We start from the raw sequence: 21,607 nt of genomic DNA, 5'->3' as shown, positions 1-21,607 counted from the left end.
GGGAATGCCCCTTGGACACCCGCGAAAGCAGCAGGGCTGATGCGTTCTCAGGTGGCGAGATGAAGGGTTTCGCCAGGTTCGGTGGGACGGGGGTCAAGCTGAGCACCCCGGTCGGGACGAAATGGGGCGGGGCACAGCTACGCCCCGTCGGGCAGTTCACTGCTGTCGAAATAGACCACCAACGTCTGCTCCGGCTGTTCGGCCAAGTGAAAAGCGGTGTACACATAGTCGATCGCTCCCCGTTGCGGATGCTGTAGCCGTTTCCGGCCGCTCTGCCGGGCCTGCACCTCGTACCGGGGCCACCAGTCCCGCACCTCCGGGCTGCCCTCGTTCAGCTCCTCGATCAGTCGGGCGTACCGCGGGTCGCCGGAATGGCGCGCGGCCAGCGCCCGAAGTCGGGCGAGCAGGCCGCGTGCCTCGGCTTCCCAGTCGAGCAGAACGTCCCGGGCCACCGGTTCGAGGAACACCCAGCGGACGAAGTTGGCCGGCCGGTCCGTCTCGGTGATGAGCTTCGGAAACAGTTCGTCCGCTGCCTGGTTGTGCCTGAGGACGTCGTAGTTGCCGCCGATGATGTACGCCGGGTGCGGCTGGAGCAACAGGGGGACGGCCCCCGCCTCGGCCGTTAGTGGCTCGCGTTCCCCGGCTTCGGCCGCAGGTGCGTGACCGGCAAGCTGGAGGAGATGATCGCGCTCGTGACGGTCGAGCCGCAGCGCCGCGGCGAGGGCGTTCAGCACTTGTTCGGAGGCGCGGATCTCCCGCCCCTGTTCCAGGTACGTGTACCAAGTGGCGCTGATCCCGGCCAGCAGTGCCAGTTCCTCTCGGCGAAGTCCCGGAGTCCGGCGGCGGCCGGTCTGGGGCAGGCCCACCTCGTCAGGGGTCAGGCGCTCTCTCCGGCTGCGCAGAAACGCACTGAGCTGACGGCGTTGGTCGCGTTGGTCCGGCTGCGTAGGCATGACGGGCACCTTCAGTTCCAGAATAAGTACGGTCTGGATACCAGGCTAAAGCTCCTGAAGACTGGTGTGCGAGCACAAGGCCACGGCGCTAGCCGACGGTCTCACCGGTACCCGGCCGTCCAGTGCGCAACAGCTTCCGACGCTCCACCAGGAGCTGCTGCCGCTCAGTACCCCCCGGCCCCGGTGCCAAGGTTGGAGAGGATGACTTCATGTCCGGGATCAAGGGCAAAGTGGTGGCGATCACGGGAGCCAGCAGCGGCATTGGCGAGGCGACCGCGCTACTGCTCGCCGAACGCGGTGCGAGAGTCGTGCTCGGCGCGCGCCGGTCCGAGCGCCTGGCGGAACTGGTGGCCCGGATCGAGAAGGCGGGTGGTGCGGCCGTACAGATCCGCACCGACGTGACCCGGCGGGATGACCTGCACGCTCTGGTCGCGCTGGCCGGTGAGCGATTCGGCCGGCTCGACGTACTCGTCAGCAACGCCGGAGTCGGCACGATCTCGCCTCTCGACGATCTGTGCGTCGAAGAGTGGGACCACATGGTCGACGTCAACGTGAAGGGTGTGCTGCACGGAATCGGCGCCGCGTTGCCGGTCTTCCGGGCACAGGGCGCCGGGCATTTCATCACCACCGCCTCCACGGCCGCGTTTCGCATCGTGCCGACCATGGCGGTCTACGCCGGCACCAAGTTCGCGGTCCGGGCCATCTGCGAAGGGCTGCGCCAGGAAGCCGGCGACTCCCTACGGGTGACCACCGTCTCACCCGGTGCGACGGTGACCGATTTCGCCGAGGCGTCAACCAACAGCCAAGTCAGAGCAGAGATCATGAGGATGCGGGACCACATTGCAATCCCGCCCGACGCAATCGCCCGGGCCATCGCTTTCGCGATCGATCAGCCTGCCGCGGTAGACGTGAACGAGATCGTCGTACGGCCCACCGCCCAGAGCTGACCTCCCCCGCTCTTCCGGTGCGGACACACGCCCACGGGACTGCTCCACGGGTCACATGGCAACACAGGCCCCTCGGCCAGTGGGTGGCATATCCGAGTGGATACGACGGACCCGACGCCAGATGATCAAGGTTGCTGAGACCGAAGATCGACCTGGAGCGGCGGCCGCGTGCAACCTTCCCTGATCAGCGCCCTCACACTCCACTTCGAGGACACAGTCGCGTCATGTCCACCTATGGACTCCGCTGAACTGTCCACGCCGGCCGAGGTGTTCGACCGTCTCCCCGATCCACGCCGAGTACGAGGACGCCGCTATCGACTCGGCTCACTGCTGGGGCTGCGCCTGGTCGCGGTGCTCGGGGGCGCGCGGTCGCTGACTCAGATCGCCCGTTTCGCGGCCGACGCGGCGCCTGAGGTGCACGAGCAGCTGGGGCTCGCCCGGGCCACCCCGAACGCCTCCTCCCTCGGACGCCTGTTGGCGCGGCTGGACAGACACGGTCGATGATGCGGTGGGCGCATGCGTGAGTCGGGACGTCCCTCTGGCATGTTCTTGATCCCGTTCCGAGACCTTCAGCATTCACCGGTGCCGCTATTGTCCTGAGCGGTGCCGGCCGTCAGGGTCTGGCCTGTCAAGGGGAGGGGTTCAGCCATGGGATGGCTCAAGAACTGGGGGCACAATCAGGTGCGGAAGGGTGCGATCGCCGCACGGGAGCGAGGCGATGCCACCTATGTGCACACCTTGGCGGCTTCCGCGGACCAGATACATCAGCGGTACATCACGGCGATTGAGTCCGAGGGATGGAAACTGACCGAGCGTCATGAGAACCCGGCTACTCCGCGCCAGCGCTGGACTCTCACCTTCGAGCGCACCAAGGCCTAACCCCCGCACCCCGCCCGCTCCACGTCACAGGGGCGGGCGAGGTGTCAGTGGTGCCGGTTAGGGTTTCTGGTGACGGGGTCGGCCTTGAAGCATCCAGCACTGGAGACTCAACGGTATGAACCTCCCGGTCTGCGCGGGGGTGGTTACGGCCCAACCGGCGCCGGGGAAACAGGGCCCGGTAGAGGCTTGCTAGCCCGGCCCCGTCACCACCTTCTGCCTGGCGCCGTGACCGGGAGCGTTCGCCGGGTTGTTCGTGGTGCTGGTTGGAAATGCTTTCCCGGACCCCCACCGAACCTTCGCCCTCGACGAGTTCGGCCCGCTTGGCATCCGACCGCCCGCCAGCCCGACGTCCTCGCAGCTCAACGACGCGAACGCGCCCGCATTCGTAGGGAGAGAGGCGTCCGCTTCGGCGGACGGACCCGTACTGTGGGTGGGCTGGGCAGGGCCCGGGCCTGTCGAACTCCCGCTCATTCCTGGGAGTTGTTGTGATGGCGCTGGGGGCCAGAGGAGGCGCACATGGCCCCAGCGGGCTCGGGCCGCGTCTAGGGGCGGACAACCAGCTCGGTGGGTGGTGACGTCGGCGGCCGAGGTAGTCCGCGACCTGGCCTGCCGGGGGTGATCGAGCCGAGGATGCTGGAGTGGCGCGCGCCGGTGCAGGTGGGGATCGTTCCCGGCAGGCTGTGAGCGGTGAGCCAGCCGAGCACCGCGAAGGCGTAGGCTTCCTTCGCGCCCGACGGCAGTCCGAGCTCGTCCGAGGTCCGCAGCACGGTGGGGCCGGCGTTGTGATGCCGGGACAGTTCCTCCGCCAGCCACCGCATCAGCACCGGGTTGCGGGTTCCGCCGCCCGAAGAGATCACCTCCGTGGTGCCGAAGGGCCGGAGGGCGTCGGCGACGGTCCGTGCGGTGAGCCGGGTCACCGTGGCGAGGACATCCTCGACGGGCATCGGCTCGCACGCAGCCAGTGCGGTGCGCAGATAGGGCCAGTGGAACAATTCCTTGCCCGTCGTCTTGGGGGCCGGCAGCGCGTAGTACGGCTCGTCCAGCAGCCGTTGAAGCAGTGGCTGGTGGACGCTGCCCCGTGCGGCGAGCGCGCCGTCGGTGTCCATGGAGGGGGCCGGGCCTGAGGCGTCGGGTCGCGCCAGCTCTCTTGTGGCCGCGTCGATGAGCGCGTTGGCGGGGCCGGTGTCGAAGGCGATCGGCGAGTCGGCCGCTCCCCGCGGTACCACCGTCACGTTTGCGATACCACCGAGGTTGAGCGCCGCGGGCACGCCCGGACGGCCGCGCAGCCACAGGGCGTCGACGATGCTCACCAGAGGCGCGCCCTGACCTCCGGCGGCCACGTCGCGGGTCCGGAAGCCGGCTACGACAGGACGGCCCGTCGCCTCGGCGATCCAGGCCGGTTCGCCGATCTGGAGGGTTCCGTGCACCCGGCCGGCATCGGCCCAGTGGTAGACGGTCTGCCCGTGCGAGGCGACCAAGTCGGCCCGTCCGTCGCACAGTTCGGCGTCGGCCCGGACGGCCAGCGCGGCGAACTCCTGCCCGATGCGCGTATCGAGCCTGCACACCGTGGCCAGGTCGGTGCCGGCGGGTGGGAGTGACCGGGCCACTTCCGCGCGGAGTTCGTCCCCGTACGGTGTGCTGATCGTGCCCAGCGGGGTGAGAACCAGTGTGTTGCCTTCCAGCGCCACGTCGGCTGCGGCGGCGTCGATGGCGTCGTAGGAGGTTCCGGACATCAAGCCGATCACCCGCAGGGCGTTCGTTCGGGGTCTGTCCGGGTGCGAGTCGGCTGTATGCGGGGCCTTGGGCGAGGGGCCTTTGTCGCGCCGGGCGTTCACCTCAGGCTCCTTTGGTGAGCGTCTCCGCTCAGTGTGAGCAGCGCGGCGAGGCTGACGGTGCAGGCGGCCGTGGCGTAGTACGCGGGGATGTCCGCGTCCCCGGTCCACTCGATGGCCTCGGTGATGATCAGGCCGGCGCATCCGGAGAACACGGCGTTGGAGAGGGCGTAGGCCAGCCCGAGTCCCGTGTAGCGCACGGTGGTTGGGAACATCTCGGCCAGCATCGCCGGCCCGGGCCCGGCCATCAGGCCGACCGCGGCCCCCGCGACCAGGAGCAGGGCCCCCTTCACGTACGAGGGTGTGTCGGGGTTCTGCACCAGGTTGAGCAGCGGCAGCGCGAACACGGCGACCAGCAGCGCGCCCGCCAGCATCACCGGTCGTCGTCCGATCCGGTCGCTCAGCTCGCCCGAGGGCAGGATCGTGGCCGCGAAGCCGACGTTCGCCAGCACGGTGGCGAGCAGCGCCTGCTGGAACGAGACGTTCGCGGTGTGCTGAAGGTAGGAGGGCAGGACCACCAGGAAGGTGTATCCGGCGGCCGACCAACCCATCAGCCGTCCGACACCCTGCGCGATCGCTTTGACCGTTTCTCCGGTGGGTGGATGGGTGGGTGGATGCTTCGGAGTTTCGCTCTCCGTCGTCACGGCCGAGGCGGCGAAGACGGGCGTTTCGTCCAGGTGGAGACGCAGCCACAGGGCGCCGAGTCCCAGTGGCAGCGTGAGCAGGAACGGCAGTCGCCATCCCCATCCGTCCAGTTGCGCGGTAGTCAGCACCGTCGCCAGGAGCGCCGTGGTGCCGGCGCCCGCGAGCAGACCGATCGATACGGTGAATGACTGCCACGCCCCGTAGCGTCCCCGGTGTCCCGGCGGCGCGAACTCCGTCATGACCGCCACGGCGCCCCCGAACTCCCCACCTGCCGACAGCCCTTGGACGATGCGCAGCACCGTGAGCAGCCAGGGTGCGGCGGCGCCGACGGACGCGTACGTCGGCAGCGTGCCGATGAGGGTCGTGGCGCCGGTCATCAGGCAGACGACCAGGACGAGCACGGGCCGGCGGCCGACTCGGTCGCCGAGCCTTCCGAACACGGCGGCCCCGACGGGCCGGAAGAAGAACGCGAGCGCGAAGGACGCGTACGTCCTGACGAGCCCTTCGGTCTCACTGCCTCCCTCCGGCGTGAAGAACCGTGCGGCGATGACGGTGGCGAGATAGCCGTATACGCCGAACTCGTACCACTCGATGAAGTTGCCGACGGATCCCGCCAGCAGTGCCCGGTGGGGTCCGGGCGGCCGGGCTGCGCCGGGAGACCGGACCGGAGCGGGGTCGGGTGGGGTCATGGAGCCAAGCGTGCTGACCGAGGCCGGCCTCCACAAGCCCCGTCCGCCATCTGCCGTAGACAATAGGAAGGCGGCGCCAGGGTTCTCGTGGCGTCGGCCCGGCGGGAGGATCTGGTGGCTGCCTGGGAGGTGGTCCGGGATTCGTTCGCCGGCCATGATGTCCCCAGCCGACCGTACTTGCCGGGCTTCCCTCTCGGCCGGGGCGTCAGGGCGAACTCATCGCGCATATCCGCACCTGGTCCTCCAACGCCTGCGCTCCCGTCGGCAGCGACGTGTCGCGAGGCAGGGACGCAGGCCTGGAATGGCTGGCCCGGTCGAGTCTGGAGGCCGTCGAGCAAACCAGCGGTCCCAGCGGTATTCGGTCCTGGAGACGGCAATCTCGCCAACTATCTCTGGGACGGGTCCAGGGTCCAGGTCGTCGACTTCGAAGTCTCCGGTCGCAGTGATCGCGCCTTCGAGCTAGCGGAGATCACCGAGCATGTGTCGGGTTGGGTGGAGCTCCCCCTTGATGTCCCCTTGTTCCTGAGCCACTTCGACCTGACCGCAGCTGAAGCCTCCCGGCTTCAGGAGTGTCGGCGGCTCCTCGCCCTCGTCTGGCTGTTCCTGCTGTCGTTCGACGATCCGGACAACCCCAGGAACCCGCCCGGCGCCGCAGACCGGCAGGCCGACCGTCTGCTGGAACTGCTGATCTGAATGGCAGCCTGAGACGGCTCGGACGAGAGGCTCGGAAACCTCCGGATCTTCAGGCGGCTGCCGCGAGGGTGGTGGCCGCCTCGGTCCGCCGCTGTTTCCGGGCCAGTCGGCGGGACATGAGGGTGATGAACGCCCATTGGATGTGGGCTTCGGCGTGGGACATGAGGCGTTCGTAGTCCCTCGCGTTGCGCCTCGCCCGCATCGTCCAGCGCGGCTCGCCTCCGCGACCGCCGGACGGGGGGTTGTGCACCGCCTCGAACCGCTCCCGCTCATCGGGGATGCCGGCCAGGATCTTGTGGATCGTGTGCGACACATCCGCCCGCCGACGCTCCCTGGGCCAGCGTGAGGACACCCACCGGTAGTCGCGGACAGTCGTGTAAGCCAGGCCGAGCTCCTCCGCGAACCCCGCAGGGCCTCGCCGGCGGTGAAAAGGTCCTTCGCACCCCCATGGGGGCGCATCGGCTCGATCTCGATCGCCGCGTCCCCGATCCGCCACTGAGCCGCGCTCATCGTGGCCACCCAGTCCCGCCCCAGCTTCACCAGTTCGTCGAAGCGGTCCCGGGTCACACTCCCCACCATCGGAGCCATCCGCACCCACCCCCACGGATCCGGGAGCGGCACCCTTCCGCACCGTCAACTCGCCCCGAACATCTGCTACTTGGCACCATCCGGCTGCCTCGGACCCACTGCCAGGGCGCGTACCCGCGGCGCGTGAAGCGGCCCGCCGTCCAAGAAGCGCGCGGCCTCACGCCCCGCCGGATTGCGTGCGCCGCCGATGCCAGAACCGTTTGCGGCAGCGGGGAGAGCAGTACCTTGCCGAGGCCGGATGTTCGACGCCGACCGTCCACGACTGTCAGCACTGCGGGCACACGGCCCTCCGGCCGGCCTTCACCGCCTCGGTCCTCCCCCGTGTCCACCGGCCCTGGCGCCAGCACCGCGAGCGGCATGCCGATGAGCAGAACACCGCTGTCGCCTTCGCCTTCGGCATCAACGGCTCACCGCACCCACGGCACAGCCGCGGGCCACCGTCGTCGTCCACGGCGACGACCAGCCGCAGCCGCACCCCCGGCCCCTGCTCATACCGGCACCGTACGCATGACGCTGGCGCCAGCCCACCCCACCGCAGGGCGAGTTGGTGCTATTCCTGCCGCAGGATTGCCAGGGCGAACGCCAGTCGGCGCTCCAGCCAACTCGCCTGCGGTACGTACAACTTGATGCCCTGCGTGTGCCCGGCTGTCAAAGCGACCTCGTCGTCCGCGCGCCAGGTGACGGGCTTCGTCGGGCGTGCGGAGCTGTGGTTGTCGCTCGCGGCCTGCTCTCCGTAGAGGACGGAGTCGACGACACTGCCGACAAGGGAGCCCGCACCTCTCACGGCGGCGTCCGCACCGCGGCCCGCGATCTCCCGCGCACTGCCCTTGGCCCAGTGGTAGCGGGCCACGACGTCGGGATGCCCCGGCTGCCGCAGCCACCAGCCGTGCTGCACCGCACGCTTGGCGGCCGGGGTGCGGAACACCACGCCCAGTTCCTGCCCGGCCTGGTCCCGTACCTGATAGCGCTCGCCGCCTCTGCCGCCGCTTGTGGGCTCGACCGTGCACAGCAGCCCTCCGGCCTCCGTGGCGTCGTGCAGCTCGTACGACCGAACCTCCGGATCCCGCTGCTCAACGAACGCCGCGGCGGCGAAGTAGCGCTCCCCGTCCAGGGTCACCGGCATACGCACCGCGTGCCGCCCGACCAGCCCCTTCTTCCGGAAGGCGGACGGGCGCACCACCTCGCTGACCACGAAACCGCCCTCGGTGTCCCAGCGCACCGGGACGACCGGCGGGTCCACCTTCTTCTTGCCGAACACTCCGGGTTTCCTCCCCGATCCCACACTGGCGGAGTCCTCAGTGCACAACTCCGAAGAGCACGGCGAATCCAGCGAACACCCCGACAGCCACCACCATGACAAGGCCCGCGTACAGCGCGCACACCCACCCTGTCACGATCGAGGCGAGCGCCCACCACCGGCCCGGCAGCCCCTGGCGCTTGGCCCGTCGGCGAGCCACATGGCCCGAGACGACCGCGGTCAGCGCGGTCAACTCCACCAACACGAACCAGCCGCCCGTCGCCGGCATGTAGAAACTCGCCGCCGACATCCACATGCTGCCGCTCGCCACAATGACCGCCGTCAAAGCGGCGCCCAAGCTGATCGCGGCAGCCCGATTCTCCGGCTGTGCCCGTACCTGTTCCCCCATGTCGACCATGGCGGGGAGTCTAGCCACCGCCGTGGAACGCGCTCAGGGCGGAGCGTCGCAGGACACGCGAACCGACCAAACACCGTCACCTGAACTGCACAGAAGGCCCACTCAACTTGTCATGTCAGGACCCGACACAGGCTCTCAGCGGTGCAGCTGCTTCACCCGGCGGGTGAAGGCGGCGGTACACGTCACCAGGGGACGACGCCCGCGTCGTTGAAGAACGCGCCGGTCGGGCCGTCGTCGGGCAGGGTCGCGAGTTTGATGGCGATCGCCGCGCCCTGTTCGGGGGTGCGCACGCCGCGGAAGCCGTTGAGGTCGGTCGCGACGTAGCCGGGGCAGCCGACGTTGATCAGGATGTTCGTGCCGCTCAGCTCGCGGGCGTACTGGAGGGTGACGGCGTTCAGGAACGTCTTCGACGGCGCGTACGCCACGGCCACCGGACCTGCCGTTTGGTCTGCGGCGGGTCCTGATTGGCGGGTGAGGGAGCCGACGCTGCTGGACATGTTCACGATGCGCGGCGAGGCGGAGCGGCGCAGCAGCGGCATCATCGCGTTGGTGACGCGGATGACGCCGATCACGTTGGTCTCCACGACCGTCCGGATGGTGGCGGGATCGACCCGGGTGGGCTCCTGTGGCATGCCGCCGGTGATGGCGGCGTTGTTGACGAGCACGTCGAGGCGCCCGGTCTGTTCCCCGATCAGCTGCGCGGCGGCGGTGGTGCTCGCGTCGTCGGTCACGTCCAGTGGCACACCGAACGCGTCGACGCCGGCCGCGCGCAACTGCCCCACCGCCGCTTCGCGGCGCTGATCGTCGCGGGCGCCTACGCCGATACTCCAGCCGAGGGCGCCCAGGCCCCTGGCGATCTCGTAGCCGATTCCCTTGTTCGCGCCGGTGACCAGCGCAGTCGTTCGTCCGTTCATGGGGACCATGCTGCTCTTGGACCCCGGCGGGGGTCCAAGACCGATCGGGTGGGCAGCGATACCGTCCAGGTATTGATCCGGGTAGCGTGCCTGTATGGAGACTCGGGAACTGCGCTATTTCGTCGCTGTCGCTGAGGAGTTGCACTTCGGGCGGGCCGCGCAGCGGCTCGGGATCGCGCAGCCGCCTCTGTCGCGGGCGATCCAGCAGCTCGAACGCCGGCTCGGGGCGGCGCTGTTGGATCGGACCAGCCGCACGGTCACGCTGACCGCGGCCGGCTCGGTGCTGTTGGACGAAGGCCGGGCGGCCCTCGACGCGGTCGACGCCGCCGAGCGCCGGGCCCGCCGCGCAGGCCTTTCCGCGACCGGCCGTCCTGGCCTGGCGCTGGTCGCGAAAGCCAGCGCGTCCAGAGAACTGCTGGCCGAACTGCTCGACGCGTACGCTGCCGAACCCGGCGCGGTCCCCGTCGACGTCATCCTGTGCGGCCCAGCCGAGCAGCAACGACTCCTGCGCGAGGGCCGGGCCGATGTGGCGCTGCTGCACCGGCCGTTCGACTCGACAGCCGGGTTCCACACCGAAGAACTCAGCACGGAGGGCCAGGTTGTGGTCCTGCCGGCCGGGCATCCGCTCACCGTCCGCGCCCATGTGCACATGGCCGACATCACCGCCCTGCCGGGCCTGCCCCTGCCACGCTGGCCCGGCTCCGACGGCACCTACCCGCCCGGCCTCGGCCCACAAGTCCGCGACCAGGCGCAGCTGCTGCAGCTCGTCGCGCTCGGCCGCGCGTGCGCACTCGTACCGGAGTCGTGCCGAGCCCAGCTGCCCGGTGACCTCGCTGCCGTGCCCGTGCTGGACGCGCCGGCAGTCACCACCGTCATCGCCTGGCCCCCGCACAGCCGGTCCAGAGCCGTCGCCGACCTTGTCCGCACTGCGACACGTCTCCAGTAGTTCCAGCATGCCGGGCCAGGTTCCACCTCTCGTGTCCCGGCTCACACGCCATGACCGCCCGGTCGAGGGGGCCGGCCAACTGTCCTGTCCCAGGCAAGTGTGCGCAGGGCGAGGCCTTTACGTGCGGTGCCTGGAGTTGCGTGGGACGGGCTCTCCGAGCCGCCCCGATTGGGTGTGGGCATCTGCGCTTTGGCGTATGCATCACCCCAGCGCTGGCTCATCCGATGTCTGTGCTGCCGCAGATGAAGGTGGTGTCCTGGATGAGTCCTGGTGTGATGCGGACACCGGTCAGGTGCTCGGCGAGGACGAATGCTGCCTCTGCGGCCAGGTGTTCTGCGGTGTGGGAGGTCTCGTCCCAGAATGGGAAGCCGCAGTGATGCTGGCCTCCAGGAGTTCGTCAGGTGCCGTTCCCCAGCGGCGGTCGGACACCGCGGGCTCGAACGTCACTCGCTCGGTGGTGACTTCGGCCCAGAGGAACGAGGCGAGCCCGTTCATATTGATGAAGTGAGAGACCCATCGCGTTGCCGCAGATGCGGGCAGGGCTCGCTCCTTGGTGACGCCGAGGTAGCCGACGGGCGCTTCTGCGAGGTCGGGAAAGCGCTCGTTGATCCACACGTAGTCGGCGGCACTCGCGGTCATGGCCGAGGTCCTTGCGCATGCCTCCGGCGAAGCCGCGCGCGGAGTCGCCGGCGCCCACGTCGTGGAGGAGCCGACGCGCGGGTGCTCAAATCCCTTGCAGGGAGGGGGGCCTTCGTGTTGACACTGTTTGCATGATCAGGGCGGCGAGGGAGCTTCTACCGGCGGGCGCGGTCGTTCTGGGCGTGCAGGACGGGTGGCCGGGGCCGCCTCCGCTGCGTTTTGAGCGGGGCATGGACAGGCAGTGGTACCTCTGGCAGGGCGATCAACTGCTGATCGAGGCCCGGTCTGAGGGCGAGGGCTGCTGCCGCGACCTTCACCTGCGCCGCCTTCCCGGCTACCGCTCTCCACTGCCACCTCTGACCGCCGCGGCGATGCGGGCCGGCGCCGAGTGGTCGCACCGGTATGCCCGGTGGCTGGAGGAGACGGGGCACGGTCCGTTGCACCACGGGCGATGGCGCCTGACCCCGCGCACCACTTTCGCTCCGGGCATCTGGAGTTGCGACCTCGTCCAGGACTGGCCGGACGCCACCCTCGACATGCTCTGCGGGGGCGGCTGGCAGGGTGTCCTGCCGCTGCGTCCATTTCCGGCCCCGGATGCCCCGCGTGTGAAGGCGTACCGCAAACACGTCCGCGAGGGCACCCTCGCCCCCGTCCTGTTGTGGTGGGTGTCCTTTCTGGATGGCTGGCTCATTCTCGACGGCCACGATCGGGCTGCGGCCGCACTGGCCGAGGGGACGCAGCCGGCCTGTGTGGAACTGGTCCGCGTACCGGACGAACCTGACTGGCAGGCGACCGCGGAGCTTGTTGCTGGGGCGTACGAGGAACGGTTGGCGCGCCTGGCCGCGCTCCCCAAGGGCCCGCACACTGCTCGCCAACGGCAGACCCTGGACCAGGGCTACGCCACCGCCGTCTCCACCCTGCCGTACGACGCGGAAGACACCCCCATGTTCGAGCGCCCCCGCGACTGACGATGCCGTGCTGCGCCCCATCTCGGAGGCGTCAGTGTCGAGAGCGGCGCTTTCCGCGCCGCCCTGTCTGTCCGCCGCATGAGCAGGAGACCATCACCATGACAGACACCGCACAAACGACGGCCGTGGCCGGTTGGGTCCTGAAATTCATGGACGCCATTGACACCCTGGAGTTCGATGAGGGCTTCGCGCCACTGACCGAGGACACCGACATGTTCTTCGGCACCGCGCATGTGCACGGTATCGAAGCCATCAAGGCGTTCTTCGTGAAGATTGACTCGCCGCTGAACATCACCCATGAGGTTCTTGAGTTCTGGACCGCGGACAACGGGGTCCGTCTGCTGCGCGGCGAAGCAACCATGGCCAGGAAGAGCGAACCGGAGCAAGTGGTGCGGGCCCCGTTCATGCACATCTTCTACCTCGACCAGGAAGATCCGGTCCGCATCCGGACGCTGCGCATCACTGCAGGCCCGCTGCAGACCGACACCGTGTTCCCGGAGGCTTGATCCGCGGCCCGACGGCGGCGAGACGTGTGCAGGGCTTTCACCGCGTCGCCCGCCGCGCTACGACGGTGAGCGTTGCCCAGGCTGGACCGCAGGCGGAGGCCGTGAGGCAACTGGCCGTCCGGTGGCACCGACGACGACAGAACACAGTGCTGGACGGCCGACCGGGCCGGCCCGCTCGATGTCAGCTGAGAGTGCGGGGCCCACGTGCGACCGGAGGGCGGCTGGCCTCGGCAGACAGCGACGAAGAGCCACGTGCCGTCTTCGACGCGAGCCAGGGCAATGGTCGTGGCGGTGTTGAAGGCCTCGGTGGCGGGCTCTGACGGGGCTGCTGGCGCCGCGTGATCGCGATAGGACGTCGTCTCTGATGGTCGCGTCGTTCGTTCGGTAGGGCGTGACAGATCTGATGGGACGGCAGGCGCCTGAAGACCTTTGGGTGTTATTTCGGCGGGTGGTACCTCCCACAGAGGTGAAGCGTCCGCGGAGTGGGGCCGACGCCGGGCTGACGACTGCGAGGTGCCGGGCGCGATCATCTTCGTAGCGACGTCGGGTTGCACCCGGCGGCAGCTCCCGCCAGTTTTCGGGCCAGGCAGGCAGACGGTCTACCGACGTTTCGCCCAGTGGAGCCGGGCACGCGTAGGAGCCCGACTTCACCGCGTCGTCCTGGACGAACTAGGCGGATTCGGGGGACTCGATTGGTCGCGCTGCGCGATCGATTCGGTCAGCCTTCGAGCGGTAAAAAGGGGGCCATTGGGCCATTGATCGGACCGAATCCGACCGGGCGTGGAGCCATCGCATCGCCTCGGCCGCCACCGGCGGGTCGTCGAGCGGACCGTTTCTTGGCTCGCCGGCTGCCCTCGACTCCACCGCCGCACGAACGCACGGGAAGACACCGGCCTGAGGGGGCCGGTGTCGCTCTCGGCGACAGGGGTTCAGGGCATCATGTCGCCGATGATGAGGGCGGCGACCCACATCCCCCACATCATGGGGAGCGCAGCGGCCAGGGAACTGGCGCGTCGTAGCACCGGAGTTCCGGGGGTCAGCTGTGGGCCGGGCTGTCCGGGAATGGGTGCAGGCAGCTTGTTGATGTGCGCGAGTGTAATGCGGTTGATGATCAGAGTGCCGGGGGTGAATACAAGGAGGGAAAAAGGCGACCACCAGCCCTGCCACATCGTCCTGCCGGTCATCTCACGGTAGATCGCGGTGCCGCACGGCCGGCAGAAGGGTCCGTTGACACTCGAAAACCGCATCCACATCAATATGCCCTGGTGCTGGCGGAACGTCGCGAAAGCAGCCGGAAGTGCACCGCAGATTCGGCAGGTCAGAGGCGGCGCCACCAGCGTGGGCAGGACGGGAGTGGCGCCGGGCACGGGCGGCCCGAAGGAGCCGGTGGGCGGCGCCGCGGGGTGCGGATGGGTGGGCTGGGGCGCCATCGGGTGGGGGACAGGGTAGGACGGGAAGCCCTGCGGGGGCGGGGTGGTCACGGTATGCGTTCCTCGGTCGGGGGGACGGGGGCCGGCCCCGGTATCAGGGCGAGCAGGGAGCGTGGTTGGCGAGCTGCGGATCAACGCAGGTCTTGTCCTCGCCTACTCCCGCCCCGCACTTTGTCATGAACGCCACGTTACGCATCTACCGCCCCAACCACCTGAGTACTTCTACTCAGTCCCATGCGTCGTAGCTCTCTCTCAAGCGCGTCGGGCACACCCGAGGCCAACTCGACGGGCCGACAGAGGAGGTGGAGGCGAGGCCATGCTTCCAGAGGTTCATGAAGGTACGTCAGGAGCGTGTCCCAACGCAGTGTGCTGAATGCTCCGAGGGGGAGTCGCCGGGCTGGGCGCGGGAGAACCGCACTCCGTGCCGGTCGATGTCGAAGTCCGTGATGGTCACCACGTGGGCGGGTCCTCCGGCGATCGTCACGAGGGCGGCGAGTGAGCCCTTGCCTGCCGCGTCCGTCCAGGCAGGACAACAGCGGTTCGATGGCCGGATTCGTTGGCCTCAAGGCGAAACCAGCGACTGTTGGATCGGGACCCGTGCTGGCTGAACACCAACGTGCGCGCGGCGTGCTCCAGCGACAGCACGGCCGTGAAGTGCATCTTCCTCGGCTGGCTCTTGGTGGGTGTTACGGCGGGTTGTCAGTCTCAGGCCGGCGTCGGTCCCGCTCCGGAGCGACGGCCCTGTTCTGCGGCCCTGCGCTGGGAGTTGACGCGGTGGGTGGTCATGCCGTCCAGCCGGTGTGGTGCAGCCAGTCCTTGAGGGTCATCAGGCCGGGGTGCAGGCGGCGCAGGAGGTGGATGTCCCGGTCTCGGGCGTAGAGATCACGGTCGGCGAAGAACTGGAACATCGCGGCGTAGTCGTGGCCGAAGTCGGGGACGGCGGCGCGCAGTTCGTCATGAGGCATCGGGATGTAGGTGCTGGGGGTGCCCGTGACCCGAGCGAAGGTGGCGGCGATCTCGTCGCCGGTGAGGCTGTCGCCGATCACCGCGAGGTCGCGGGCGCCCCAGGACTGCCAGTTGTCGAACATGTGGCAGGCGAACCAGGCGATGTCGTCGAGGGCGACGAGCGGGTAGTGGGCGACGCTGAGGGGGAGCCTGAAGGTCAGACCGCCCCGGCCGTCCGGTCGGGGGGTGAGTCGGTCCCGCAGGTTCTCGAAGTACGGCGCCGTGGTCAGTACCGAGACGTGGTCCGTGTACCAGCCGTCGGTCTCCTTGCGGAGCATTTCCTCCGACCGCATCAGGTCGATGTGGGCGGCGACGGCAGCTTTGCTGTCGAAGTGCGGGACGGGGTGGCCGGTCAGGGACACCGCGCTGTCCAACGAGGACCAGATGAAACGCTCCACGCCGGCCCGCTCCACGCCGGCCCGCTCCGCGGCGGCCAGCAAGTGCAGCCCTTGCCGGTACTCGCCCACGGCGCTGCCCGTCGCGAAGAAGTCGGTGTTGGCGAACACGCGGTCGGCCTGCCCGATCAGGACCTCGAAGGCCGCGGGGTCGGAGCGGACCAGTCGCACGCGGTCGGGCGCGGTGGCGGCGAGTTCGGTGGCGTGCACGGCCATGACGGTCTCGGGGTGCCGCTCGGCCATCAGTCCACTGACGCCGACGGTGGCGGTCAGGTCACCGAGGACATCGAGCAGCCGCCAGATGCCGGTGGTGACGCCGTAGTCCGCCCAGGAGGTGCTGTGTGTGTCGTCGATGCCGGACAGCGGCCACGCCGCGGCCATCGGCGCGTAGGCGGGCCAGTGCCCTGGTGACCACAGTTCCAGCGCGACGGTGACCAGCGCGACGACCTTCCGCCCGCCCGGCCATTCGGTCTCTGCTCTCATTCGGTTCCCCTGCTCGGCAGCTTCCGCCGTGGACGCTAGTCAGGCGGTAGGTACCTCCAGGTTCCTGACAGTGGGCTACCGTCGGGGCATGCGTGAGTACCCCGGCAGCGTCTTCCTCGCCGACTGCCCGGCTCGGCTGGCGATCGAGATCATCGCCGACAAGTGGGCGGTGGTCGTGCTGTTCGCGTTGAGCCGCGAACCGTGCAGGCACGGCGAGTTGGTCGACCTGATCGGCGGAATCTCGCGGAAAGTGCTGACCCAGACGCTGCGGCGGTTGCAGGGGTACGGGCTGGTCGACCGCCACGCCGAGGCCGGGAAGGTCGGGTACGTGCTGACCGACTTGGGCCGTACGCTGGTGAAGCCGATCGCCGTGCTGACCGAGTGGGCTCACGAGCACGGCGCGGCCGTGGTGGAATTCCAAGAGTCCGAAACGGACCGAGACCTCCCGGCCTCCCCCTCACGTCCCGCCACCGCCGTTTGAGCGCACACGGTACTTGGCCTGGGATGCGGCGATGAACGGCGTATCACAGCCCCCTGCATCGCGCTGTCGGCGTCACACCGGTGCGGTGGCCTCGGCTCGACGGGCATGCGGCCCCCTGGGCGCCGAGCCCTGGCCAGGTACTCCGTGTGCCGCTCGCGGCACTGGCACCAGGGGCGTCGGACGCGGGTGCACGCACGCGCCCTCGCAGCAGGGTCGGGCGGACTCGAACACCACAACGGCACCTGGGCCGTCCCGGCACCCGCCACCACCCAGCAACGGGGGTCGCCAGGCCACCGCCCAACGACCCCCAACACAAGGCCTTCAGAAAACTCCTAGTTCACGGTCAGCTCCGCGATGCCCGGGTGCTGCTTGGCCTCGGCGTCGCCTCGCACCGTCACCCGTACGTACCGGGCGAGTTGTGCATCACCCGCCACCTCAGGCTGCCAGTGGCGTCCGTCGAGGGAGAGTTCGATGCTGTAGGCGGTGGGTTTGGTGCCGTTCCAGGTGGGGGTGACCTTCGTGACGCGGACGGGCCTGGCGAGGTCCGCCGTCAGCCGGCCACTCGCACCGTCCGGAACCCAGGCCGTGGCCCCGTTGCCATCGAGCGCGGCCCCCGCGTACATGCCGGGCTGTTCGGACGAGGCCGTGGCGGTCGTGCAGCGGGCCGCGTTGGTGGTGGGGATGAGGTCGGGGCGGCGAGTCTTGAGGACGGCAGGGGAGCCCTTGCTGACGATCTTCTCGCCCTGGGGGGTGTCCAGCGTCATCGGGGCGCCGTCGGTGAGGCGCACGGTGGTGCTGTGGGCGCCGAGTTCGATGTCGTAGGTGCGCCCCTGCCAGGCCAGGCCGCGCAGGGTGACGCCGCGGTCGAGCTGCGGGGGCAGCATCGGATCGAGGTGGAGGCGGTCCTCGCGCATCCGCATGCCCGTCAGGCCGTTGGTGAAGACCTGGAGGAAGCCGCCCTTGCCGGTCAGGAAGTCGTGGGCGGGCGAGCCCGCCAGCGGGTCCTGGGCGCCCGCCTTGTCGCCGCGAGCCTCCGAGAACTGGCCGAAGGGCCCGCGGACGAACGGCTTGATGGAACGTTCGAGATAGGTGTACGTGGAGCAGCCCGGCTCGCCGAGTCCGGCGGCGTCGATGGCGTGCACCGAGTCCGTCATGGCTGGGCCGTCCGGGTCGGTGCGCTGCGCGTAGTAGTCGAGGGTGGCGGCGTCGGCGCCCTGGGGCATCGGCCACTCCAGCGGATACATCAGCAGGACCGTGTCGGCCTGTTTGATGGTGCTGCCGTTGTAACCGCCGTACTGCTGGAAGACCTTGCTGCGTGCGTCGTACGGGATCCGGATGTGGTCGGCGATCGTCTTCCACGCGGTCGGGGCCTGTTGGCCGAGCAGTTCGGCGGCGCGGGTGGCGTGCCGCAGGGCGGTGGCGGCGCCGGCGTTGGTGAAGACCGCGTCGTCGACGCCGTTGCTGTATTCGTCGGGGCCGGCCGTGTTCTTGATCGAGTAGCTGCCGTCCGTGTTGTGGCTGACACGTCCCGCCCAGAATTCGGCGATGCCCTTCAGTACCGGCCAGCCGCGCTCGCGCAGCCACTTCGCGTCCTTGGTGGCCAGGTAGTACTGCCAGGTGGCCAGGGAAATGTCGGACTGGAGGTGGATCTGGGTGCGGCAGTGCGGCGGGTCGACGCTGTGGCACTCCTGGGCCAGGTTGCCCGAACTCCCGCTGTTCCAGGGGTAGAAGAGCCCTGGGTAGCCGAGCTTGCGCGCATTGTCGCGAGCCCCCGCGAGGGTCCGGTAGCGATAGTCGACCACGGTCTTCGCGAGTTCGGGCCGGGTGGCGAGCAGGCCGGGGTACATCCACGTCTCGGCGTCCCAAAAGACGAGGCCCGCATAGTTGTCGCTCGTCAGGCCCGCCGGAGCGATGCTGTTGGCCGCGCCCTCGCGGGTGTTGGAGAGCAACCCGTACTGCGCGGACCGCACCCACGACTGCATCTCGGGTTGTCCGGGCACCTCGATGTCGCTGCGCCACAGCCGCGACCAGGCGGCGCTGTGGGAGCGCAGCAGGGCATCCCAGCCACCCTCGGCGGCACGCTGTGAGGCGACGGTGGCGTCGCGGCGCGGTGCGCGCGAGGTCAGAGAGGTGTCGACGCCGACGTACTTGGTGAAGTCGTACGACTGCCCACTCCGGACCGGAAGAGTAAGAGCCTGATGAGCCGTCATGCCCTTTGCCTGCAGGGCCTGTTGGACTTTGGTGTCGTGCGCTCCACGTCCGGCACGCAGGGTGGAGGCGACCGCTCCATCCACGTTCGTGCCGTCCGTACGGAAATCCACATCCATGGTCGGTGCGGTCCCGTCGCCGCGCTGCCCGCCGGTCCGGTCACCGCCGCCGGTCTGACTCATGCGCCGCGCGCCGCGCCCGTCCAGCGTGTCGGTCACGGTCGCCTCGCCGCTCCAGTGCGGCGTCATGCTCACGCGTACGGCGCCCACGTGCGGGTTGACGCGGTCGGCGAGCACCTCGTACACGAGGTCGGTTCGGCGGCCGTCGGTGCCCGTCCAGGTCAGTGACGTGCGCACCACGCCGCAGTGAAGGAGGAGCGACTGACGGTAGTGGGAGATCCGGCCAGACGGCGTCGAAGAGTTGAAGGTATCGCCTTGTGCCCCACCGGTACTGACGGTGAGCGCGGTCCAGGTGGGCAGCGCCGCGACGGCTTGCCGGTCCCCGGCGGTCTGTTTGTTGTGCGCGTAGAGCCCGGACACGAAGGAGCCGTCGTAGCTCGGGGTGAACAGCGGCCAGCCGGTCTTGGCCGTGCTGTCGGCGTATCCGGCACCGTTCGGCGGCACGCGCTGTCCGAGGTAGCCGTTGCCGACGAAGGCATGGTGGGTGTTCGCCGCGTCGATGCGGGTGGTGTCAAGCGTCCAGCCGTTGCTGTCGGGGCAGTTTGCGGTCGTGGCGGCGGTGTTCGGCACTGGCTGCGAAGCCGCCGGCGGCACGGAGGCGAGAAGCGCTCCGGCCAGCAGCACCGCGGTCAGCCGGGCGGCGCGCGGCCGCACACCGAGGGAGTACGACGTCATTGTTCTCCGTCACTCTGGTTCGCCTGCGAGGGTCCTGGGACCATAAATTTCCTGAACGATTCACGTCAATAGATGTGCAGTATTCGTCAAGTTCCGAACGTGAGAGGTCGGCTGTTGGCGTACAGGCCGAGGTGTTTCAGCCAGGGGAGGGGAGCTCGATGAGGCCGGGCAGCGGGTCGTGTCCTGCGCTGCGGTGCAGTCGGCCGATGGGCCTTGACCCTGGAGTTCGGACACCAGAGAGACTTGGAACTTGATCGTCCAGGAGCGCGGAGTCCCAGTGGGGATGAAGCATTGCCCCGCCGACTTCAAGACGGACGGGGGCGCGTTGTGCCGGTCGAGGCCGGGAGGGACGATCAAGTCGATCGCCGCCGGTCTCGGAGTGAACACTGAGCCGCTGCAGAACTGGATACGGGCCGCCGACGGACGCCGTTTCGGTGCCCATTTCGACGGCCCCGTCGGTCACGCCGACACCGGACTCGGCGGAAGTCGCCGCGTTGCGCAAACGGCTGCGCGAGCTTGAGGAAGAACGGGCGCGGCCCGGCAGGCGGCCGTGGCCGAGAGGAGGCCCTGCCGCACCACCTGGCTCGTCATGGCGGGCGAGGCGGTCGCTGCCCCCCACCGGATCTTCACCACAGGGGGAACGATCTGGTGGTCGCAGGCGTCTCCCTCTCTCCTGGGCGCAGCCGTTGTGTTCGGGCAAGGGGAGGTCGGATGCGTACCACGGAATTCGCCAAGTGGACACGGCGGTTCGAGGACGAGCGCGAGCGCAGGCGTGCCGAAGGCGACCCGGACTGGGGGCTGGGCGCGACGCTGCATCCGAGCGTGTGGGCCAGTGTTCAGCGCTTCCAGGTTGGCGAGGACGGTGACGGCGCGAACCTCTGCGCCAAGGCCGACCAGGCCGGCGACCCGGACTACGCGGACGCGGTCCGGCTCTTCATCGCCGAGGAGCAGAACCACGCCCGGCTGCTCGCCCGGCTGTTGGCCGTCGGGGGAGTGCCGACGCTCGCCGGGCACTGGAGCGACACGGTCTTCGTACGGCTGAGGCGCCTGATGGGTCTACGCACGGAACTGCTGGTGCTCATGATCGCGGAGGTGGTGGCACTGCGCTATTACCGTGCCCTGCGCGACGGCACCGAGGACCCGCTCACCAGCGATGTGGCGGCGCGGATCCTGTCCGATGAGCAGAGGCACGTCCCCTTCCACTGCGAGCGGCTGCACGCCTCCCTTGCCGAACTGCCCAGCGCGGTACGGCGCCCGAGCATGGCTCTGTGGCGACTGCTGCTGCTCGGGGTGTCTGGGATCGTGGCCGCCGACCACGGCCCGGCGCTGCGCCGACTCGGCGTCGGTCGCCGCCGATTCCTGGCCGACATCATGGCCTCGTCGAAGTCCGTGGTCTCCGCGGTGCTGATGCCACGCCCGGATGAGTGGGCGGTGACATCTTGACGGGCGAGCCCGGGGGGCCTCTATGTCTTTCATCAAGTGAGGCGGGGTGTTCGGGTTTCGTAGAGGGTGCCGTCGCGGAGCGAGCGCAGGGTGTGCGGCATCGTGCGGGCCGCGTCCGCGACCACTGCGGGCGTCGTGGGCGTCGGTCTGGTCTCTCGCGGTGGGCGTCGGGCATGGTCGGTTGCCCGTGGTCTCGACCCAGGACGAGGTCCTGGAAGCGCAGATCATTCGACGCGTTGGTGGATGCCATCTCGCGGTGCGCGCCCCGCCGCAGATCAGCAGCGACGGGGATGACCGGCCCGCCGCCTGGCAGATGCCACACCGTCCGGGGCAGAACGGAAGACGGGGTGCCCGGGAAGGTTACGGCCAACCGCTCACGCGGCTCGGTGTGCGGAACTTGCCCCACTCGGCGACCCTGAAGGGCAGCTGCACGTGATGGGCAGCGGCGAGGGCC

At 69.2% G+C, this 21,607-nt stretch carries 21 protein-coding genes and 3 pseudogenes; 11 read left to right on the top strand and 13 right to left on the bottom strand.

Translation table 11 applies throughout. From position 1 onward, the window contains the following. Positions 1 to 137: 137 nt before the first annotated feature. Positions 138 to 953: a helix-turn-helix transcriptional regulator gene (locus ACWC2B_RS18990; protein WP_450717909.1), complete on the bottom strand. Its 816-nt coding sequence runs from the start codon at positions 951 to 953 to the stop codon at positions 138 to 140. Between the two features lie 209 nt (positions 954 to 1,162). Between ACWC2B_RS18990 and ACWC2B_RS18985 the strand changes: the two genes are divergently transcribed. The 3 genes from ACWC2B_RS18985 to ACWC2B_RS18975 all read left to right on the top strand — a co-directional run bounded on the left by ACWC2B_RS18985 (position 1,163) and on the right by ACWC2B_RS18975 (position 2,779). Then, on the top strand, positions 1,163 to 1,900 hold the full coding sequence (locus ACWC2B_RS18985) for an SDR family oxidoreductase (protein ID WP_450717907.1): 738 nt from the start codon (positions 1,163 to 1,165) through the stop codon (positions 1,898 to 1,900). 234 nt (positions 1,901 to 2,134) lie between these two features. After that, positions 2,135 to 2,404, top strand: a complete 270-nt coding sequence (locus ACWC2B_RS18980) for a transposase family protein (protein WP_450717905.1) — start codon at positions 2,135 to 2,137, stop codon at positions 2,402 to 2,404. Between the two features lie 144 nt (positions 2,405 to 2,548). Next, positions 2,549 to 2,779: a hypothetical protein gene (locus ACWC2B_RS18975; RefSeq protein ID WP_450717903.1), complete on the top strand. Its 231-nt coding sequence runs from the start codon at positions 2,549 to 2,551 to the stop codon at positions 2,777 to 2,779. A 542-nt stretch (positions 2,780 to 3,321) separates the two neighbouring features. Here ACWC2B_RS18975 and ACWC2B_RS18970 read toward each other — a convergent pair. Together ACWC2B_RS18970 and ACWC2B_RS18965 are read right to left on the bottom strand one after the other, a co-directional pair. After that, entirely contained in the window at positions 3,322 to 4,530 is a 1,209-nt protein-coding gene (locus ACWC2B_RS18970) for an anhydro-N-acetylmuramic acid kinase (protein ID WP_450717963.1), read from the bottom strand. Between the two features lie 80 nt (positions 4,531 to 4,610). Continuing rightward, positions 4,611 to 5,945, bottom strand: a complete 1,335-nt coding sequence (locus tag ACWC2B_RS18965; protein ID WP_450717901.1) for an MFS transporter — start codon at positions 5,943 to 5,945, stop codon at positions 4,611 to 4,613. Positions 5,946 to 6,023: 78 nt separating this feature from the next. Here ACWC2B_RS18965 and ACWC2B_RS18960 point away from each other — a divergent pair. Both ACWC2B_RS18960 and ACWC2B_RS18955 read left to right on the top strand, forming a co-directional pair. Continuing rightward, positions 6,024 to 6,113 (top strand): annotated as a pseudogene (locus ACWC2B_RS18960) (RidA family protein); the annotation flags it as partial. A gap of 348 nt (positions 6,114 to 6,461) precedes the next feature. Beyond that, positions 6,462 to 6,638: a hypothetical protein gene (locus ACWC2B_RS18955; RefSeq protein WP_450717899.1), complete on the top strand. Its 177-nt coding sequence runs from the start codon at positions 6,462 to 6,464 to the stop codon at positions 6,636 to 6,638. Between the two features lie 49 nt (positions 6,639 to 6,687). Here the strand turns inward: ACWC2B_RS18955 and ACWC2B_RS18950 are convergent, their stop codons facing one another. The 4 genes from ACWC2B_RS18950 to ACWC2B_RS18935 all read right to left on the bottom strand — a co-directional run bounded on the left by ACWC2B_RS18950 (position 6,688) and on the right by ACWC2B_RS18935 (position 9,795). Further along, entirely contained in the window at positions 6,688 to 6,951 is a 264-nt protein-coding gene (locus ACWC2B_RS18950) for a DUF6192 family protein (protein ID WP_450717897.1), read from the bottom strand. Positions 6,952 to 7,776: 825 nt separating this feature from the next. Then, on the bottom strand, positions 7,777 to 8,484 hold the full coding sequence (locus ACWC2B_RS18945; protein ID WP_450717895.1) for a hypothetical protein: 708 nt from the start codon (positions 8,482 to 8,484) through the stop codon (positions 7,777 to 7,779). A 37-nt stretch (positions 8,485 to 8,521) separates the two neighbouring features. Next, positions 8,522 to 8,881: a DUF4190 domain-containing protein gene (locus ACWC2B_RS18940; RefSeq protein WP_450717893.1), complete on the bottom strand. Its 360-nt coding sequence runs from the start codon at positions 8,879 to 8,881 to the stop codon at positions 8,522 to 8,524. Positions 8,882 to 9,063: 182 nt separating this feature from the next. Further along, the gene (locus ACWC2B_RS18935) at positions 9,064 to 9,795 is read right to left on the bottom strand and encodes an SDR family oxidoreductase (RefSeq protein ID WP_450717891.1); all 732 of its coding nucleotides are present in this window, start codon (positions 9,793 to 9,795) and stop codon (positions 9,064 to 9,066) included. Positions 9,796 to 9,889: 94 nt separating this feature from the next. Here ACWC2B_RS18935 and ACWC2B_RS18930 point away from each other — a divergent pair, with 94 nt between their 5' ends. After that, positions 9,890 to 10,741, top strand: a complete 852-nt coding sequence (locus tag ACWC2B_RS18930; RefSeq protein WP_450717889.1) for a LysR family transcriptional regulator — start codon at positions 9,890 to 9,892, stop codon at positions 10,739 to 10,741. A gap of 217 nt (positions 10,742 to 10,958) precedes the next feature. On the opposite strand, the gene ACWC2B_RS18925 is transcribed toward ACWC2B_RS18930, so the two are convergent. Beyond that, the gene (locus tag ACWC2B_RS18925) at positions 10,959 to 11,069 is read right to left on the bottom strand and encodes a DUF6461 domain-containing protein (RefSeq protein WP_450717961.1); all 111 of its coding nucleotides are present in this window, start codon (positions 11,067 to 11,069) and stop codon (positions 10,959 to 10,961) included. Next, positions 11,030 to 11,380 (bottom strand): DUF6461 domain-containing protein, encoded by a 351-nt coding sequence (locus tag ACWC2B_RS18920; protein WP_450717887.1) that lies wholly within the window; start codon positions 11,378 to 11,380, stop codon positions 11,030 to 11,032. The genes ACWC2B_RS18925 and ACWC2B_RS18920 overlap by 40 nt, the downstream gene beginning before the upstream one ends. A 230-nt stretch (positions 11,381 to 11,610) precedes the next feature. On the opposite strand from ACWC2B_RS18920, the gene ACWC2B_RS18915 reads away from it, so the two are divergent. From ACWC2B_RS18915 to ACWC2B_RS18905, 3 genes and pseudogenes are all read left to right on the top strand, one after another. Further along, positions 11,611 to 12,348, top strand: coding sequence for a hypothetical protein (locus ACWC2B_RS18915; RefSeq protein ID WP_450717885.1), 738 nt, complete (start codon positions 11,611 to 11,613; stop codon positions 12,346 to 12,348). Between the two features lie 98 nt (positions 12,349 to 12,446). Next, on the top strand, positions 12,447 to 12,854 hold the full coding sequence (locus tag ACWC2B_RS18910; protein ID WP_450717883.1) for a nuclear transport factor 2 family protein: 408 nt from the start codon (positions 12,447 to 12,449) through the stop codon (positions 12,852 to 12,854). A gap of 403 nt (positions 12,855 to 13,257) precedes the next feature. Next, a pseudogene (locus ACWC2B_RS18905) lies at positions 13,258 to 13,724 on the top strand (transposase); the annotation flags it as partial. Between the two features lie 59 nt (positions 13,725 to 13,783). Here ACWC2B_RS18905 and ACWC2B_RS18900 read toward each other — a convergent pair. From ACWC2B_RS18900 to ACWC2B_RS18890, 3 genes and pseudogenes are all read right to left on the bottom strand, one after another. Next, entirely contained in the window at positions 13,784 to 14,335 is a 552-nt protein-coding gene (locus tag ACWC2B_RS18900; RefSeq protein WP_450717881.1) for a hypothetical protein, read from the bottom strand. 331 nt (positions 14,336 to 14,666) lie between these two features. Beyond that, positions 14,667 to 14,801: pseudogene (locus ACWC2B_RS18895) on the bottom strand (NADP-dependent oxidoreductase); the annotation flags it as partial. Between the two features lie 265 nt (positions 14,802 to 15,066). Continuing rightward, positions 15,067 to 16,167 (bottom strand): NmrA family NAD(P)-binding protein, encoded by a 1,101-nt coding sequence (locus ACWC2B_RS18890; protein ID WP_450717879.1) that lies wholly within the window; start codon positions 16,165 to 16,167, stop codon positions 15,067 to 15,069. 88 nt (positions 16,168 to 16,255) lie between these two features. On the opposite strand from ACWC2B_RS18890, the gene ACWC2B_RS18885 reads away from it, so the two are divergent. Continuing rightward, positions 16,256 to 16,648, top strand: coding sequence for a winged helix-turn-helix transcriptional regulator (locus ACWC2B_RS18885; RefSeq protein ID WP_450717877.1), 393 nt, complete (start codon positions 16,256 to 16,258; stop codon positions 16,646 to 16,648). A gap of 332 nt (positions 16,649 to 16,980) precedes the next feature. Here ACWC2B_RS18885 and ACWC2B_RS18880 read toward each other — a convergent pair whose 3' ends face one another. Then, on the bottom strand, positions 16,981 to 19,710 hold the full coding sequence (locus ACWC2B_RS18880) for a discoidin domain-containing protein (protein WP_450717875.1): 2,730 nt from the start codon (positions 19,708 to 19,710) through the stop codon (positions 16,981 to 16,983). Between the two features lie 711 nt (positions 19,711 to 20,421). Between ACWC2B_RS18880 and ACWC2B_RS18875 the strand changes: the two genes are divergently transcribed. Further along, on the top strand, positions 20,422 to 21,153 hold the full coding sequence (locus ACWC2B_RS18875) for a ferritin-like domain-containing protein (RefSeq protein WP_450717873.1): 732 nt from the start codon (positions 20,422 to 20,424) through the stop codon (positions 21,151 to 21,153). Positions 21,154 to 21,607: the final 454 nt, after the last annotated feature.

This window comes from Streptomyces sp. NPDC001415, assembly GCF_053597395.1.
The sequence above is the reverse complement of the archived record's forward strand: the minus strand, read 5'-3'. Positions and strand labels throughout refer to the sequence as shown.

Excerpts from the sequence above, each read along its gene's own strand:
- ACWC2B_RS18910 (WP_450717883.1), top strand. The coding sequence starts at position 12,447 with ATGACAGACACCGCACAAACGACGGCCGTGGCCGGTTGGGTCCTGAAA.
- ACWC2B_RS18875 (WP_450717873.1), top strand. The coding sequence starts at position 20,422 with ATGCGTACCACGGAATTCGCCAAGTGGACACGGCGGTTCGAGGACGAG.
- ACWC2B_RS18980 (WP_450717905.1), top strand. The coding sequence starts at position 2,135 with ATGGACTCCGCTGAACTGTCCACGCCGGCCGAGGTGTTCGACCGTCTC.
- ACWC2B_RS18965 (WP_450717901.1), bottom strand. The coding sequence starts at position 5,945 with ATGACCCCACCCGACCCCGCTCCGGTCCGGTCTCCCGGCGCAGCCCGG.
- ACWC2B_RS18920 (WP_450717887.1), bottom strand. The coding sequence starts at position 11,380 with ATGACCGCGAGTGCCGCCGACTACGTGTGGATCAACGAGCGCTTTCCC.
- ACWC2B_RS18890 (WP_450717879.1), bottom strand. The coding sequence starts at position 16,167 with ATGAGAGCAGAGACCGAATGGCCGGGCGGGCGGAAGGTCGTCGCGCTG.
- ACWC2B_RS18940 (WP_450717893.1), bottom strand. The coding sequence starts at position 8,881 with ATGGTCGACATGGGGGAACAGGTACGGGCACAGCCGGAGAATCGGGCT.
- ACWC2B_RS18985 (WP_450717907.1), top strand. The coding sequence starts at position 1,163 with ATGTCCGGGATCAAGGGCAAAGTGGTGGCGATCACGGGAGCCAGCAGC.
- ACWC2B_RS18930 (WP_450717889.1), top strand. The coding sequence starts at position 9,890 with ATGGAGACTCGGGAACTGCGCTATTTCGTCGCTGTCGCTGAGGAGTTG.
- ACWC2B_RS18990 (WP_450717909.1), bottom strand. The coding sequence starts at position 953 with ATGCCTACGCAGCCGGACCAACGCGACCAACGCCGTCAGCTCAGTGCG.
- ACWC2B_RS18885 (WP_450717877.1), top strand. The coding sequence starts at position 16,256 with ATGCGTGAGTACCCCGGCAGCGTCTTCCTCGCCGACTGCCCGGCTCGG.
- ACWC2B_RS18915 (WP_450717885.1), top strand. The coding sequence starts at position 11,611 with ATGGACAGGCAGTGGTACCTCTGGCAGGGCGATCAACTGCTGATCGAG.
- ACWC2B_RS18975 (WP_450717903.1), top strand. The coding sequence starts at position 2,549 with ATGGGATGGCTCAAGAACTGGGGGCACAATCAGGTGCGGAAGGGTGCG.
- ACWC2B_RS18935 (WP_450717891.1), bottom strand. The coding sequence starts at position 9,795 with ATGAACGGACGAACGACTGCGCTGGTCACCGGCGCGAACAAGGGAATC.
- ACWC2B_RS18880 (WP_450717875.1), bottom strand. The coding sequence starts at position 19,710 with ATGACGTCGTACTCCCTCGGTGTGCGGCCGCGCGCCGCCCGGCTGACC.